The organism is Capillimicrobium parvum (assembly GCF_021172045.1).
Lineage (GTDB): Bacteria > Actinomycetota > Thermoleophilia > Solirubrobacterales > Solirubrobacteraceae > Capillimicrobium > Capillimicrobium parvum.
Genome location: NZ_CP087164.1, coordinates 5871759 through 5886922 on the forward strand (window position 1 = coordinate 5871759; position 15164 = coordinate 5886922).

A 15164-nucleotide genomic window follows, 5' to 3' on the forward strand; every position below is an offset into this window, starting at 1 on the left:
CCCTCATGTACGGCAAGGGGCTGCGCGCCCTCTCCGTCACCACCCTCATCACCCTCGTCGGCGCCTTCGCGCTCGTCTTCTTCTACGCGCCCAACGACGCCGACCAGGGCTTCGTGCAGAAGATCTTCTACGTGCACGTGCCGATGGCCATCGTGGCGCTCTTCGGCTTCATCGCCGGCGGGATCTTCGCCATCCAACATCTGCGTACGCGCGACCCGCGCCACGACCTGCGCTCGTACGTCGCGATCCACATCTCGCTGATCCTGGCGATCGGCGTGCTCGTCACCGGTTCGATCTGGGCACGCGCGGCGTGGGGCCACTGGTGGGTGTGGGACGAGCCGACGCTCGTGTCGTTCCTCATCGTCTTCCTGCTCTACGCGACCTACCAGCCGCTGCGCTTCTCGATCGAGGACCCTGAGCGCCAGGCCCGCTACGCGAGCGTCTTCGCCGTCATCGCCGGCGCCTTCGTGCCGCTCAACTTCCTCGCCGTGCGCCTCGCGCAGGCGTACACGCACCCGCGGGTGCTCGGCACGACCGGAGGCTCCATGCCGGGCGACATGCGGCTGACCTTCCTCATCGCGATCGTCGGCATGGCGCTCCTGTTCATCACCTTGTGGAAGTTCGAGATGGCCGCCAAGCACGCGCGCGCCAACCTGCGCTCGCTGCGGCGCAAGCTCGGCGTCGACGAGGTCCCCGCCGCGCGGCGCACCGCCGCCCCCTCGCTCTGATGCCCGCGCTCCCCCTCGACGAGGCCGGCAAGTACGTCGCCGCCGCCTACCTGGTCTTCCTCGCGCTCGTCTTGGCCTACGTGATCATCATGGGCGTGCGTCTGGGCCGCATCGAGCGCGAGCTGGCCGAGCTCGACGAGATCACGCCCGAGCGGCGGGAGGACCTGCCGCCGGTCCGGGAGGAGGCTGCTCGATGAGACCCTGCGGATCCTCATCCCCAACGGCCTCGACCCTGAGGGAGGCTGCGTGATGAGCGCCGAGGTCCTCTGCCTGGGCATCTCGTTCAAGACGGCGCCCGTCGCGCTGCGCGAGCGCCTGGCCATGACCGACACGGGCGCGGCCGAGTTCCTGCGCGACGCGATCGATGTGCCCAGCGTGCACGAGGCCGCCGTCATCTCGACCTGCAACCGCACCGAGATCTACCTCGTCTCGCCGAACCCGGTCGCCGCCGAGAGCGCGGTCCTCGGCCTGCTGGCGACGCGCGCGGGCATCCGGCCGACGCAGCTCGCCGAGATCATCTACGCGCCGCGCAACTGCGACGCCGCCCTCCAGCTCTACCGGGTCGCCGCCGGCCTGGAGTCGATGATCGTGGGCGAGGTCGAGGTGCAGGGTCAGGTCCGCCGCGCCCACGAGCTCGCGCGGGCGGCGGGCACGACCGGCCCGATGCTCAACCGCCTGTTCGGCGCCGCCGTGCAGACCGGCAAGCGCGTGCGCTCGGAGACCGCGATCTCCGAAGGTCGCGCGAGCGTCTCGTCCGTCGCGGTCCGCCTGGCCCAGGAGGTCATCGGCGACCTGCGTTCGCGCCACGTGGTGATCGTCGGCGCCGGGGAGACCGCCGAGTTGACCGCGCAGGCGCTCGCGGAGCAGGGCGTCGCCACCGTGTTCCTGGCCAACCGGCGCGCCGACCGCGCCCGTTCGATCGCCGCGCGCTTCGGTGGCGAGGTCGTCTCGCTGCACGAGCTGCCCGACCAGCTCGCGCGCGCCGACATCGTCGTCGCGTCGACCGCCTCGCCGCACCCGATCATCGAGGCCGGCGGCCTGGAGGTCGTCATGGCGCAGCGCCCCGGCCGGCCCCTGCTGCTCATCGACATCGCCGTCCCGCGCGACATCGACCCCATGTGCGGCGACCTCGACGACGTGGCGCTCTACGACATCGACGACCTCCAGTCCGTCGTCGCGCACACGCTGTCAACCCGCTCCGTGGAGGCCGAGATCGCCGAGCAGATCGTCGAGGAGGAGATCCACCGCTTCGCCCGCTGGATGGGTCAGCAGGACGTCCTGCCGACCGTGGCGGCGCTGCGCGAGCACGGACGGGGGATCGTCGACCAGGTGCTGGCCGAGAACCGCGGCCGCTGGGAGGGCGCGACGGACCGCGACCTCGCGCGCGTCGACGCGATCGCCCGCGCCGTCATGCAGCGCCTGCTGCACGAGCCGACGATCCGGGTGCGCGAGAGCGGCCATGGCCGCGTGGCGCTGGTGCGCGAGCTGTTCGGCATCGTCGAGGACCCGCCCGCGCGCGACGGCGAGGGCGAGACGACCGAGCCGCTGCGCGACAACGTCCGCCAGCTGCGCGGATCGTGAGGCGTTGCTGAGGATCGCCACGCGGGGCAGCGCGCTCGCGCTCGCCCAGGCGCGGCACGTGGCGACGCTGCTGGGCGGCGCTGAGCTGGTCGAGGTGGTGACGAGCGGCGATCGCCGCCGCGACGTCGAGGACAAGCGCGAGTGGGTGGCCGAGATCGAGTCGGCGCTCGAGCGCGGCGAGGCCGACCTCGCGGTCCACTCGGCCAAGGACGTTCCCGCCACGCTGCCCGACGGCTTCGTGATCGCCGCGGTGCCGCCGCGGGCGTCGCCCTACGACGCGCTGTGCGGCGCCTCCGGCCTCGACGCGCTCGACGAGGGCGCCCGCGTCGGCACGAGCTCGCTGCGCCGCGCGGCGGCGCTGCACGCGCTGCGCCCCGACCTCGACGTCGTGGAGCTGCGCGGCAACGTCGACACCCGGCTGCGCAAGCTCGCCGCGGGCGAGTGCGACGCCGCGGTGCTGGCGCTGGCCGGGCTCGAACGCCTGGGCCGGGCTGATGCGGCCGGGGCGGTGCTCGAGGCGGTCGTGCCGGCCTCGGGCCAGGGGGCGCTGCTGCTCGAGGCCCACGTGGAGGCGGCCGAGGCGCTGCAGGCGGCGCGGACCATCAGCGACCCGGCCGCGGAGCGGACCCTCGCCGCCGAGCGCAGCCTCGTCGCGGCGCTGGGCGCCGACTGCCGCACGCCGGTGGGCGCGCACGCGCGCGAGGGCGCGGACGGCGGGCTCGGCCTGCGGGCGTTCGTCGGCCGCGTCGACGGCTCGGAGTGGGTGATCGACGAGCTCGACGGCTTCGACGACCCCGCGGCCCTGGGCGCGGCGGTGGCGGCCCGGCTGCTCGCCGCGGGCGCCGGGGAGATGCTGTGACCGGCGTCGTCTACCTCGTCGGCGCCGGGCCCGGCGACCCCGGCCTGCTGACGGTCCGCGCGCGCGAACTGCTCGAGAGCGCCGACGTGGTGCTCACCGACAAGCTCGTCCCGCCGGGGATCCTGGACGACGTCCCCGGCGAGGTCGTCGACGTGGGCAAGATCGGCGGCGGGACGCAGGTCCCCCAGGACGAGACGAACCGCCTGCTGCTCGAGCACGCGCGCGCCGGGCGCACCGTCGTGCGGCTCAAGGGCGGCGACCCGTTCGTGTTCGGCCGCGGCGGCGAGGAGGCGCAGGTGCTGCGGGAGGCGGGCATCCCGTTCGAGATCGTCCCCGGCGTCACCGCCGGCGTCGCCGCCCCCGCCTATGCGGGCATCCCGGTCACCCAGCGCGGGCTGGCCGCGGGGGTCGCGTTCGTCACCGGCCACGAGGACCCGGCCAAGGGCGAGACCCAGATCGACTGGCCGCCGCTCGCCGCCTTCCCGGGGACGCTCGTCTTCTACATGGGCGTGCGCGCGCTGCCGCGGATCGCCGAGCGGCTGGTCGCCGGCGGGCGCTCGCCCGACGAGCCGGTGGTCATCGTCGAGCGCGGGACGCTCGCCGGCCAGCGCAGCGTGTCGGGCACGCTGGCGACGATCGCCGAGCGCGCGAGCGCCGCCGCCGTCCGGGCGCCGTCGGTGACGATCGTCGGGCCGGTCGCGGCCCTGGGCGACGAGCTCGCATGGCTCGACGCGGCGCGCCCGCTGTCGGGCCGCACGGTGGCCGTGACCCGCGCCCGCGCGCAGGCCAGCGCGCTCGCCGGCCGGCTGCGCGCGCTGGGCGCCGAGGTGGTCGAGGCGCCCGCGATCGCCATCGAGCCGCTGGCGGTGACGGTCCCCGACCTCGCGGGCTACGACCTGCTCTGCGTGACGAGCCCGAACGGCGCCGGCCGGCTGCTCGAAGAGGTCCGCGACGCGCGCGCCCTCGCCGGACCGGTCATCGCCGCGATCGGCCCGGGCACCGCCCGCGCGCTGCGCGCCGGCGGCATCGAGCCCGACGTGGTGCCGGAGCGGGCGATCGCCGAGTCGCTCGTGGAGGCGCTGGCCGGCGTGCCGGTGCGCCGCGCCCTGATCGCCCGCGCCGAGGAGGCCCGCGACGTGCTGCCCGGCGCGTTGCGCGAGCGCGGCGCCGAGGTCGACGTCCTCGCGCTGTACCGGACCGTGGCGGCGCCGCTGGACGATGCTGCGCGCGCAGCGGTGGACGGCGCGGACTACGTGACGTTCACGTCGGCCTCGTCGGTGCGCAACGTGCTCGCCGCAGGCGCCACGCTGCAGGGCCCCCGACTCGTGTCGATCGGCCCGGTGACGAGCGCCGAGCTCGACGCGCACGGGCTGCGAGGCGACGTCGAGGCGACCGAGCACACGCCGGACGGGCTGGTCTCCGCGCTCGTCGCGGACGCCGCGGTCAGCGCGGCATGAGCTCGGCGAGCTCCGCGATCGCGGCGGCGATCGCCGGCTCGGGCATCGCGGCGTAGCCGAGGATCAGGCCGGGGGGCCCGCCCGCCGGCTCGAAGCGCTGGTCGCCGAGGCCGTGGATCTCGATGCCGCGCGCCCCGGCCGCCGCCACGAGCGCGTGCTCGTCGGTGCCCTCGGGCAGGAGCACGACGGCGTGCAGCCCGGCCGCGACGCCCTGGACGCGGACGCCCGGCAGGTGGCGGGCGAGCGCGTCGAGCAGCGCGTCGCGGCGCGCGCGGTAGCGGCGGCGCGTGCGCCGCAGGTGACGCTCGAGCTCGCCGCTCTCGACGAACTCCGCGAGGGCGAGCTGCTCGATCAGCGGCGTGCCGAGGTCGGCGTGGCGCTTGTGCTCCACGAGCGCGCGGGAGAGCGCGAGCGGCGCGACGAGCCAGCCGAGCCGCAGCGCCGGCGCGAGGATCTTGCTCGCGGATCCCGCGTAGAGGACGTGGTCGGGGTCGAGCCCCTGCAGAGCGCCGACCGGCTCGCGGTCGTAGCGGTACTCGGCGTCGTAGTCGTCCTCGACGATCAGGCCGCCCGTGCGCTGCGCCCAGCCCAGCAGGGCCGCGCGGCGGTCGGGAGCCAGGACGGCGCCCATCGGCGACTGGTGCGCGGGGGTGACGACGACGGCGTCCACGCGCGCCTCGTCGAGCAGGTCCACGCGCATTCCATGGTCGTCCACCGGGATCGGGACGGCCTCGAGGCCGGTGTGGGCGGCGACGGTCCGGTGCCCGAGCCATCCGGGGTCCTCGAGCGCGATGCGCGTCGCCCCCGCGTCGCGCAGGGCGGCGAAGGCGAGGGTGAAGCCCTGGATGAGTCCGCTGCACACGAGCATCCGCTGCGGGTCGGCCGCCGTGCCGCGCGTCCGGCCGAGGTGCTCGGCGAGCGCCTCGCGCAGGACGCGCGGGCCGCGGACGGTGCCGTAGCCGAGGTCCTGGTCGGGCAGCGCGTGCAGCGCGCGCCGTGTCGCCGCGAGCCAGGCGGTGCGGGGGAAGGCCGACAGGTCCGGCTGGCCGGGGTGGAACGTGTAGCGCGGCCGTGGGGCCGGTGCGTCACCCCGCGCGGCGGCCGGCGCGGCCGCCGCGTGGGCCACGTGCGTGCCCGACCCGCGGCGGGTGGCGAGGTAGCCCTCCGCGTGCAGCTGGGCGTAGGCCTCGACGACCACCCCGCGCGAGACGCCGAGCTGGGCGGCGAGGCGGCGCGTGGAGGGCAGGCGGGCGCCGGGGCGCAGCCGGCCGGCGCGGACGTCCTCGCGCAGCGCCCGCTCGAGCTGGGCGTGCAGCGGCACGCGGTCGGCGGGATCGAGGGTGACGAGGAGCTCCATGTGGTCCGCTCCGGCAGTGGGCGGCTGGACCTGGCCCGCGGACCAGTCCGGGCGTATGGTGCCACCGACATGCCGACAAGACCCATGCTCGTGCGCGCCGGGCTCGCCCTGCTCGCGCTCGTGCAGGGGGCGCTGGCGGTGTGGGCGCTGCTCGCGCCGCGCGCCTTCTACGACGACTTCCCCGGCGGCGGGCGTGCGTGGGTGAGCCCGCTGGGCCCGTACGACGAGCACCTCGTGCGCGACGTCGGCGCGCTGTCGCTGGCGCTCACCGTGGTGCTGGTGGCGGCGCTCGTGTCGCTGGACCGCCGGCTCGTCCTGGTCGCCGGCCTCGCCTACCTGGCCTGGTCGGTGCCGCACCTCGCGTTCCACCTGACCGCCGACGACGTGCTGCCGGCCGGCGACCGGGTCGCCAGTGAGGCGGGTCAGCTGCTGACGACGCTGATCGCGGCGGCGCTGGCACTGGACGCCCTGCGGGCTCGCGATCGCGCCCGGCCCCGCACGCCGGCGTAGCGCGCCGCCTCAGCCGTCGGTCTGCGGCTCATCGTCGGGCAGGCCGGGCATGGCGGCGTCGCCGCGGCGCGGCCGGGCCTCGCCGTCGGGGTCGGCCTCGTCGACTCCGAGCGGGCGGTCAGGCTCCTGGTCGGGCGGAAGGCCGCTGGGTGCGTCGTCGCGGTGCATCCCAGGGCGTCTACCCTTCCCGGCCGTGTTCGTCACCTTCCTCAGCGACTACGGCGAGCAGGACGAGTTCGTCGGCGTGTGCCGCGGCGTGCTCGCCGGCCTGGCCCCGGCGGCGCGGGTCATCGACGTGACCCACGGCATCGCGCGCCACGACGTCCGCGCCGGCGCCCTCGTGCTGCGCAACGCGCTGCCGTACATGCCGGCGGGCGTGCACCTCGCCGTCGTCGACCCCCAGGTGGGCGGCGCGCGGCGGGGGGTCGCGGTCGCCTGCGCGGACGAGGAGCGCACGCTCGTCGGACCGGACAACGGGCTGCTCATGCTCGCCGCCGAGCGCTTCGGCGGCGCGATCGAGGCGGTGGACGTCTCGCGCTCGCCGTGGCGCCTGGAGCCGGTGTCGGCGACGTTCCACGGCCGCGACATCTTCGCCCCGGTGGCGGCCGCGCTCGCCCGGGGCGAGCCGCTTGCGGCGGCCGGCGAGCCGTGTGCCGTGGAGGAGCTCATGCCGCTCATGCTGCCCTCGGCCGACCGCCGGCCCGGCGCGCTGGCCGCCCACGTCCTGCTGTCGGACCGCTTCGGCAACGTGATCCTCGACGGAACCCACGACGACCTCACGGCCGTCGGACTGCGGCTCGGCGACGAGGTCGAGGTGGTCGCCGACGGCCGGGCGCACCGCGGGCGCTTCGCGTCGACCTTCGCCGACGTGGACGTGGGCGCCCTGCTGCTCTACGAGGACGCCCAGCGCCAGATCGCGCTGGCCGTCAACCGCGGGTCGGCCCTGCGCGAGCTCCGGCTGGGCCGTGACGACGAGCTGCTGCTGCGGACGTGCTGATGGCGGTCCGGCGGCTCGGGCGGCCGCGGCTGCACCTGCGTGAGGTCGATTCCACGAACCGGCGGGCGCGTGAGCTCGCTGCGGCCGGAGCCGCGCACGGCACGCTCGTGACGGCGACGGCGCAGACCGCCGGGCGCGGCCGCCAGGGCCGGTCCTGGAGCGCGCCGGCCGGCCGGGCGCTCGTCCTGTCGGTCGTGCTGCGCGACCCGCCCGCGCTGCTGCCGCTGGTCGCGGCGGCGGCGGTGGCGGAGCTGGCCGGGGACTCCGCGCTCGTGAAGTGGCCCAACGACGTGCTCGTCGACGGCCGCAAGGTCGCCGGCATCCTCGCGGAGGGCCGGCCCCAGGAGAGCTGGGCCGTGCTCGGCATCGGCGTCAACGTGGCGGTGCGGATGGACGACCTGCCCGCCGGGCTGCGCGGGACGGCGGGGACGCTCGGCCTCGAGCCCGGCGACGTCGAGCCGTGCCTGCAGCGGCTGCTGTGCGCGCTCGAGCGCTGGCTGGCCGCACCGCGGGACGAGCTGCTCGCGGCGCTGCGCGCCCGTGACGCCCTCGCGAACCGCGAGGTCCGGTGGGACGGCGGCGCGGGCACCGCCCGCGGCATCGACGACGGGGGCCGGCTGGTGGTGCAGCGCGCGGACGGCGAGCGGGTCGCGCTCGAGGCCGGCGAGGTGCACCTGGCGTCCGGTCCGCCGCCGGGTGACGCCTAGTACAGCGACGCTACGCCGCCGCGGCCGGACGGTCGTCGTCGGACGGCTCGTCCTGCGACGCCGGGGGCTCGGGGTCCTTCGGCTTCGGGGTGCGCCGGGGCGTGGCGGGCTTCTTCGCGGCGGTCGACTTCGCGGCCGCAGGCTTCGCGGTCGTCGTGCGGCGGCGGGTCGCGGGCTTCTTCGCCGGCTCCGCGGCCGCGGGGCCGGCGGCGGTGTCGGCCGGTTCGTCGGTCGCCGCGGGCTTCGCGCGGGTCGACTTCGCGGCCGTCGACCTCGCAGCCGTCGACCTCGCGGCCGTCGACTTCGCAGCCGTCGACTTCGCGGCCGTCGACTTGGCCGCGGTGGACCTGGCCGCGGTGGACTTGGCTGCGGCCGGCTTCGCGGCCGTCGACTTCGCAGCGGTGGACTTCGCGGTCGTGGTGCGGCGACGGGTCGCCGCCTTCTTCGCGGGCGCCCCAGCCGCCTCGGGCGTCTCAGCCGCCTCAGCGCCCTCAGCCGGGTCAACCGCCTCAGCCGCCGCCTGCGGGGTCTCGTCCTTCGCCGCCACGGTCTTCGCCGGGGTCGTCCGCCGGCGCGTCGCCGGCTTCTTGACGGGCGCCGACTCCGGTTCCGATGCGGCCGCGGTGGGCTCGGACTCGGCGGACGCCGCAGCGTCGCTCTCGGCCGCCGCCGGGGGCTTCGCGGTCGTGCGGCGCCGGGTCGCCGGCTTCTTGACGGGCGCCGACTCCGGTTCGGATGCGGCCGCCGGGCGCTCGGACTCGGCGGACGCCGCAGCGTCGCTCTCGGCCGCCGCCGGGGGCTTCGCGGTCGTGCGGCGCCGGGTCGCCGGCTTCTTGACGGGCGCCGACTCCGGTTCGGATGCGGCCGCCGGGCGCTCGGACTCGGCGGACGCCGCAGCGTCGCTCTCGGCCGCCGCCGGGGGCTTCGCGGTCGTGCGGCGCCGGGTCGCCGGCTTCTTCGGCCCCGTCGTCGACTTCGCCGTCGTCGTCCGCCGGCGGGTGGCCGGCCTCTTGAGCGGCTCCGGGGGCGTCTCGGAAACAGGCTCGACCGGCTCCGGGGCCGTCTCGGCAACAGGCTCGACCGGCTGCGGGGCCGTCTCGGCGACCGGCTCGGCCGGCGCGGGGTCCACGCCCGCGCCGCGGGCCTCGAACAGCGCCGCGGCCGCGGAGGCGATGCCGGCGAGGGCGTCGGCCTCGCGCGCGGCGGCCGCCGCGGCCGCCTCCTCGGGATCCTCGACCTCGGCCTCGACGGGCTCGGGCTCGGGCGCGTCCTCGCCGTCGTCGTCCTCGGGCTCGCGCGCCTCGTCCTCGTCGTCCTCGGCGTCGATCTCCACCTCGACGACGTCGTCGTCGTCGTCCAACTCGTCGTCGTCGAGTGCAGTCGTCGTCTCCAGCGCCTCGACAGGCTCCAGCACGGCCTCCTCGCCCTTGCGCCGGCGGCGCCGGTTGCCGCGGGTGCGCTTCTTGGGGAAGTTGCGCAGCAGGTCGCGCGCCAGGGAGTTCGGCTTGCGCGACAGGCGGGTGCGCGCCCCGCGCAGCACCTCCTCCGCCTCGGGCGTGTGGGCCAGCGCGGCGGCCAGCAGCGCGGCGCTCAGCCGCCGGTCCTGCTTGCGCGACGCGTGGACGAGCCGGCGGGCGTTGCGGGCATGCGCCCCGCCCGAAGAGTTGACCAGCAGCCCGAGCAGCCGCTTGGTCTCCGGCCAGCGCTGGACCGCGTACTCCTCGTGGACGTCGCGCGTGTACTCGGCCATCCGCCAGATCCACGCGTTGGCCTGGTCGCGGCGCCCGATGCGCTTCTCGGCCAGCGCCTGCAGGCAGACCTTGACCGCCTCGCGCCGCTCGTCGCGCGACCACTGGCCGATCTCGTCGATCGCGAGGTCGAACGCCTCCGCGTCCTTGGCCGCCGCGATCTCCTGGAGAGCGCGGATGCGCAGCTGCGACGACTTGTTGCGCTGGACCGCCGTCAGGAGGAACCGCCGCTTGAGCTCGCCGGTCTTGTCGAAGTGCAGCATCGCCCGCGCGCGGCGCCACCCGGATGGCTGCACCCGCGCGCCCGCGAGCGCCGCCCACACGTGCTGCTCGCCCCAGTCGAGGTGCTCGACGGCGATGCGCCACAGCTCGCGCTCGAAGACCTGCGCGCGCCGGTCCGGATCGGCGGTCACCGGCATCACGCGCCGCTCGACGCGCACGCGCCGGCCGCGGCCCCGGCGCACCGGGCCCACGACGATCGCGCCGCCGCGGTAGACGTCGCGGTCCAGCAGCGAGTGCAGCGTCACGACCGGGTCGTCGTGCTTCGTCGCAGGATGGACGAAGTCGACGACGATGCCCGACTCCTTGCCGGGGTGCCGGCGCGTGACGCGGCCCACGCGCTGCTGGTAGATGCGCTTGGACGCCGTCGGCGCGAGGTGCATGCAGACCGTCGCGCGGGGCGAGTTCCAGCCCTCGGCCAGCAGCTGCGCGTTGACCAGCACGTCAACGTCGCCGCGCTCGTAGCGGGCGAGGATGTCGGCCAGCTCGCGCTTGGGCGTCTCGCCCGAGACCGCCATCGCCTTCAGGCCCTCGTCACGGAACGCCTCGGCGACGTTGTAGGCGTGGCGCACGCCGGCCGCGTAGACGACCCCCGGCACGCCGTTGAAGCGCGTCTTGTAGAGGTTCGCCACCGCGAGGTTGAACGGCAGCTGGTCGAGCAGCTCGGCCAGCATCTCCTGGTCGAACTCGACGTCCACGTCGCCGCGGCGCAACGGCACCTTGGCGATCGAGCGCACGCCGGCCCCCGGCGGGATGCGGATGCAGCGCAGCGGCGAGATGACGCCCCGCCGGGCGGCCTGCGCGAGGTCGAAGCGCGACGTCTGCGTCGGGAAGAGGTCGGTGACGTGCCGGGCGATCAGCGCGCCCGTCGCGGTCATCCCGACGAAGATCGGGCCGGTCCACTCGCGGATCGCGGCGGACGTCTTCTCGCCCAGCGCCGTGTGCGCCTCGTCGCAGATGACGATCGTGTACGCGGACGAGACCTTGCCCGCGTTGCGCACGAACCACTGGTAGGTCTCGACCGTGACCGGGCCGGTCCGCGGCTCACGGTCGCCCTGCATGAGCGGGCCGTGGATGCGGTCGCGGTAGCCGCGGTCGCGCAGCTCCCCGAGGAACTGGTCGACGAGGTTGCGGCGGTGCGTGAGGATCAGCACGCCGCCGGTGCGCGAGGCCTCGACGAAACCGAGCGCCGCGACGGTCTTGCCCGCGCCGGTCGCGTGCTCGAACCAGAAGCGCTTGTGCGCGTTGGGATCCTCCGGCTGCTCGGCGAGCTGCTCCCAGTCCTCGCTGGCGGCCGGCTCGTCCCAGTCCTGCGGCTCCTCGTCCTCCGGCAGCTCCTCGTCGATCTCCTCCTCGCCGGGCACCGCGGAGGAGCCGACGTACGGGTCCTCGGCCGGCGCCGGCGGGGCATGCGCGGCGGCGGCGCCCCCGTTGGCCGCGTGCCCGTTCGAGGACGCCCCGCCGTTCGGCCCGATCGCCGCCGCGAGCAGCGCCGTCAGCGTGCCCGACAGCGCGTCGACCTGGTGCGGGTTCAGCAGCGTGCCGTCGGCGAGATGTGGCTCGTCCTCGCTGAGCAGCCGCTCGAGGCCGAGCAGCAGCGAGTACGCGCGCCGCCACTCCGGCGACGGATAGTCGAGCCCCTGCGCGAGCTCCGCGAGCGCAGCGTCGAGCGCGCGCCGGCGAGCGCTGCCGGGCCCGAGCGCAACCGCGGCATCCTCGCCCTCATGGACGAAGCGCTCACGGGTGAACTTCTCGGCCCGGGCGATGTCGGCAGCCGGGGGAAGGGGTGCGGCCACCATGGCCGCCGCTGGCGTGATCTCAGCCAAAAGGCTCTGACGATGGACGGGGGCCGCCGTTCGACGATGAAATGCGACCCGAGGGACCGGGACCCACCCGGACAACAAGCTGCGAGGGCGACCTCCCAGGAGGCCCTCGCGACGGGTTAACGAAGAGTACCGCATGACCGGACGGTGCGGGTCGGTAGGCCGTCGGCCTTTAGGCTGGACGCACACATGCGCCGCCTCGTCTTCGCGCTCATCGGCCTTGGCATCGTCGCGATCGTCGTCATCGGGCTGACCCAGACGAAGGGCGGCAACGACAAGCCGCGGGCCTCGACGATCTCCGCCGAGCAGGCGCGGCAGCGGCTCGCGGGCTCGCCGGCGCCGCTCGCGGCGCTGCATGCGCAGGCCAACCAGCTGCTGCCCGGCGGCCAGGACGCGTTCGACCGGCGGCTGCGCGAGCTGCGCGGGCACCCGGTCGTCGTCAACGGCTGGGCGTCGTGGTGCGGACCGTGCCGCGCCGAGTTCCCCTTCCTGCAGCGCACGTCGGTCGACATGGGCCGCCAGGTGGCGTTCGTCGGCCTCGACTCAGAGGACAACGACGGCGACGCGCGCGGCTTCCTCGAGAAGTTCCCGGTCTCCTACCCGAGCTACACGCTGCCGCGGATCCCCGCCGGCGAGCTGGGCGCCATCCGCGGCCTGCCGTTCATGCTCTTCTACGACAAGGCGGGCGAGCTGCAGTACCTGCACCAGGGCGGCTACGTCTGCGAGGCGCAGCTGCGCGCCGACGTACGCCGCTACGCGCTCGGACATCCGCCGGGGGAAGGGGTGGGCTCGCTGTGCCAGAAGTCCGCGTCGACCCCCTGACCGGCCTGCGCGCGATCATCGCCGCCGACCGCGCCACGCGGCCCGGCGGCGGCCTGTCCGCCGAGCCCGCGCCGCAGCCGGACCCGGCGACCGACCCGTTCCTGGAGGGCCACGAGGACCGCACGCCGCCCGAGGTGTTCGCGATACGGGCCGCTCCGGGCGGGGCGGACACGCCCGGCTGGACGGTGCGCGTCGTGCCGAACCTCTATCCGGCGCTCGACCCCTCGAGCCCCGAGCCGCCGCGCGACGCGACGCCCGACCTCTTCACCGCGCTCGCCGCCACCGGCGCCCACGAGGTGATCGTCAACGCGCCCACCCCGACGGGCACGCTGGCCGAGCTCGCCCCCGCGCAGGTCCGGTCCGCGGTCGACGTGTGGCGGCTGCGCATGCGCCACCACGCCGAGGCGGGCGCGAACTGCGTGCACGTGCTGGTCAACGAGGGCCGCGAGGCGGGCGCGTCGCTGCCCCACACGCACGCCCAGCTCTACGCCCTGGACTTCGTGCCCGCGGCCATCGCGCGCGAGCGCGAGCGCTTCGGCGCGCACGCCACCCGCACGATGGGCGGCAACCTGCTCGCCGACCTCGTGCAGGAGGAGGTCCGCCGTCGCGAGCGCATCGTGGCGATCGACGACGAGGCGGTCTGCCTGGCCCCCTACGCGTCGCGCATGCCCTTCCAGCTGCTCATCGCGCCCCGCCGCCCGGTCCCGCGCTTCGAGGACGACGGGCCGAGCGGCGCGGCGCTGCTGCACGACGTGCTCAACCGGCTCGCGCGCCGCCTCGGCGCCAGCCCGCCGCTGAACCTCTGGGTGCGCACCGCCCCGCGCGGCGCCGACCACTTCTGCTGGCGCATCGACGTGCTCCCGCGCCTGGCCCATCTCGCGGGGCTTGAGCTCGGCGCGGGTCTGGGGCTGAACATCGTCGCGCCCGAGCACGCGGCCGCCGAGCTGCGCGGCGCTTGACCTTCCTCGTCGCCGCGGTCATCGCCGTGTCCCTGGCGGCGGGGCTCCTCGCCGAGCCGCGCCTGCCCCACCGCGGCCGGCCGGTCGCCCGCGCGATCGCGTGGGTGCAGTTCTACGTCACGCTGCCGTTCATCACGTTCTTCGTGATGGTGCGGTTCGAGCCGACGGGCGGCAGCGGCCTCGGCCTGCTGGCGGGCTACGTGGAGCTCGCGATCGTCGGGCTGATCGCGTGGGCGATCGGGCGCTGCGTGCTGCACCTGAGCGGCCCCTCGCTCGGCGCTCTGATCGTCGTGTGCTTCATGGGCAACACCGGACTGGTCGGGACGCCGCTGGCCGGCGCGATCTTCGGCAGCGACGCGATCGAGCCCGCCATCGCGTTCGACGCGCTCGTCTCGGGCCCGATGTTCTACGTCGCCTCGGTCTCGATCGGCGCCGCGTTCGGGAGCGCGATCGCGCCCTCGGCGCGCGCGCGGGTGCGGGCCCTCGCGCGCAACCCTCCGCTCATCGCGGTGATCTGCGGCCTCGTGGCCCCGGACGCGCTCGCGCCCGACGTCCTCGTCGATGCCGCGCACGTCCTGGTCTACGCGCTCGTTCCCTTCGCCTTCTTCATGGTGGGCCTGACGCTGGGCGGCGAGGCCGAGGAGGGCGTCCTGCGCTTCCCGCCGGCGCTCACCGCGCCGGTCGCTGTCGCCATCGGGCTGCGGCTCGTCGTCGCGCCGCTGCTCATGCTCGCCCTGGCGGCGCTCGTCGGCGGGGTGCCCGACGCCTATCTGCTGCAGGCGGCGACGCCCGCTGCGGTCAGCTCCGTCGTCGTGGCCCACGCGTTCGGCCTGGACCTCAAGCTCACGGCTTCCGCCGTGGCATGGACGACGATGATCGTCGTGGTCGCCGGCATGATCGTCCCGTCCGTCCTGTGAGGGCGCTCGTGCAGCGCGTGCGCCGCGCGGCCGTGCGCGTCGGCGGCGAGGAGGTCGCCGCCATCGGCCCCGGCCTGCTGGTCCTGCTCGGCGTCGGTCACGACGACGACGAGGCCACCGCGGAGCGGCTGGCGGGCAAGCTGCTGCGGCTGCGGATCTTCCCCGACGCCGACGGCCGCATGAACGAGCCGCTCGGCGACCGGGAGGTCCTCTGCGTCAGCCAGTTCACGCTCATGGCCGACACGCGCAAGGGCAACCGGCCCAGCTTCGTCGCCGCGGCCGAGCCGGAGCGCGCGGACGCCCTCTACCGCCGGTTCTGCGAGCACGCCGGCGCCCGGCGCGGCGTCTTCGGCGCCCACATGGAGGTCGAGCTCGTCAACGACGGTCCGGTCACCATCCTCCTCGAATAGGCTCCCCGCC

The 15164-nt window shown here is 75.7% G+C and carries 15 protein-coding genes; 12 read left to right on the forward strand and 3 right to left on the reverse strand.

Annotated elements, in window-relative coordinates; all coding sequences use genetic code 11:
* Nucleotides 1-5: 5 nt before the first annotated feature.
* The 5 genes from DSM104329_RS28430 to cobA are packed head-to-tail and all read left to right on the forward strand — an operon-like array spanning nucleotide 6 to nucleotide 4625.
* A complete protein-coding gene (locus tag DSM104329_RS28430; protein ID WP_259313249.1) occupies nucleotides 6-728 on the forward strand; it encodes a cytochrome c biogenesis protein in 723 nt (240 codons plus the stop codon).
* A complete protein-coding gene (locus DSM104329_RS28435) occupies nucleotides 728-925 on the forward strand; it encodes a hypothetical protein (RefSeq protein ID WP_259313250.1) in 198 nt (65 codons plus the stop codon). The genes DSM104329_RS28430 and DSM104329_RS28435 overlap by 1 nt, the downstream gene beginning before the upstream one ends.
* A 52-nt stretch (nucleotides 926-977) precedes the next feature.
* On the forward strand, nucleotides 978-2309 hold the full coding sequence (gene hemA, locus DSM104329_RS28440; protein WP_259313251.1) for a glutamyl-tRNA reductase: 1332 nt from the start codon (nucleotides 978-980) through the stop codon (nucleotides 2307-2309).
* A gap of 4 nt (nucleotides 2310-2313) precedes the next feature.
* Entirely contained in the window at nucleotides 2314-3168 is an 855-nt protein-coding gene (gene hemC, locus DSM104329_RS28445; RefSeq protein WP_259313252.1) for a hydroxymethylbilane synthase, read from the forward strand.
* Nucleotides 3165-4625: a uroporphyrinogen-III C-methyltransferase gene (gene cobA, locus DSM104329_RS28450; RefSeq protein WP_259313253.1), complete on the forward strand. Its 1461-nt coding sequence runs from the start codon at nucleotides 3165-3167 to the stop codon at nucleotides 4623-4625. Before hemC ends, cobA begins: the two co-directional genes overlap by 4 nt.
* Here the strand turns inward: cobA and pdxR are convergent.
* On the reverse strand, nucleotides 4612-5982 hold the full coding sequence (gene pdxR, locus DSM104329_RS28455) for a MocR-like pyridoxine biosynthesis transcription factor PdxR (protein WP_259313254.1): 1371 nt from the start codon (nucleotides 5980-5982) through the stop codon (nucleotides 4612-4614). The genes cobA and pdxR overlap by 14 nt on opposite strands.
* Nucleotides 5983-6051: 69 nt before the next feature.
* On the opposite strand from pdxR, the gene DSM104329_RS28460 reads away from it, so the two are divergent.
* Complete coding sequence (locus DSM104329_RS28460; RefSeq protein WP_259313255.1) at nucleotides 6052-6492, forward strand: hypothetical protein; 441 nt, start codon at nucleotides 6052-6054, stop codon at nucleotides 6490-6492.
* A 9-nt stretch (nucleotides 6493-6501) separates the two neighbouring features.
* Here the strand turns inward: DSM104329_RS28460 and DSM104329_RS28465 are convergent, their stop codons facing one another.
* Nucleotides 6502-6660: a hypothetical protein gene (locus DSM104329_RS28465; protein WP_259313256.1), complete on the reverse strand. Its 159-nt coding sequence runs from the start codon at nucleotides 6658-6660 to the stop codon at nucleotides 6502-6504.
* Nucleotides 6661-6685: 25 nt separating this feature from the next.
* On the opposite strand from DSM104329_RS28465, the gene DSM104329_RS28470 reads away from it, so the two are divergent.
* Nucleotides 6686-7489: an SAM hydrolase/SAM-dependent halogenase family protein gene (locus DSM104329_RS28470; RefSeq protein WP_259313257.1), complete on the forward strand. Its 804-nt coding sequence runs from the start codon at nucleotides 6686-6688 to the stop codon at nucleotides 7487-7489.
* Nucleotides 7489-8196: a biotin--[acetyl-CoA-carboxylase] ligase gene (locus DSM104329_RS28475; protein ID WP_259313258.1), complete on the forward strand. Its 708-nt coding sequence runs from the start codon at nucleotides 7489-7491 to the stop codon at nucleotides 8194-8196. The genes DSM104329_RS28470 and DSM104329_RS28475 overlap by 1 nt, the downstream gene beginning before the upstream one ends.
* 10 nt (nucleotides 8197-8206) lie before the next feature.
* Here DSM104329_RS28475 and DSM104329_RS28480 read toward each other — a convergent pair whose 3' ends face one another.
* Nucleotides 8207-12022, reverse strand: coding sequence for a DEAD/DEAH box helicase (locus DSM104329_RS28480; RefSeq protein ID WP_259313259.1), 3816 nt, complete (start codon nucleotides 12020-12022; stop codon nucleotides 8207-8209).
* Between the two features lie 213 nt (nucleotides 12023-12235).
* Here DSM104329_RS28480 and DSM104329_RS28485 point away from each other — a divergent pair, with 213 nt between their 5' ends.
* The 4 genes from DSM104329_RS28485 to dtd are packed head-to-tail and all read left to right on the forward strand — an operon-like array spanning nucleotide 12236 to nucleotide 15154.
* A complete protein-coding gene (locus DSM104329_RS28485) occupies nucleotides 12236-12868 on the forward strand; it encodes a TlpA family protein disulfide reductase (protein WP_259313260.1) in 633 nt (210 codons plus the stop codon).
* Nucleotides 12841-13827, forward strand: coding sequence for a galactose-1-phosphate uridylyltransferase (locus DSM104329_RS28490; protein ID WP_259313261.1), 987 nt, complete (start codon nucleotides 12841-12843; stop codon nucleotides 13825-13827). Before DSM104329_RS28485 ends, DSM104329_RS28490 begins: the two co-directional genes overlap by 28 nt.
* Complete coding sequence (locus DSM104329_RS28495; RefSeq protein WP_259313262.1) at nucleotides 13824-14744, forward strand: AEC family transporter; 921 nt, start codon at nucleotides 13824-13826, stop codon at nucleotides 14742-14744. Before DSM104329_RS28490 ends, DSM104329_RS28495 begins: the two co-directional genes overlap by 4 nt.
* A complete protein-coding gene (gene dtd / locus DSM104329_RS28500; protein WP_407655862.1) occupies nucleotides 14741-15154 on the forward strand; it encodes a D-aminoacyl-tRNA deacylase in 414 nt (137 codons plus the stop codon). Before DSM104329_RS28495 ends, dtd begins: the two co-directional genes overlap by 4 nt.
* The last annotated feature ends 10 nt before the right edge of the window (nucleotides 15155-15164 follow it).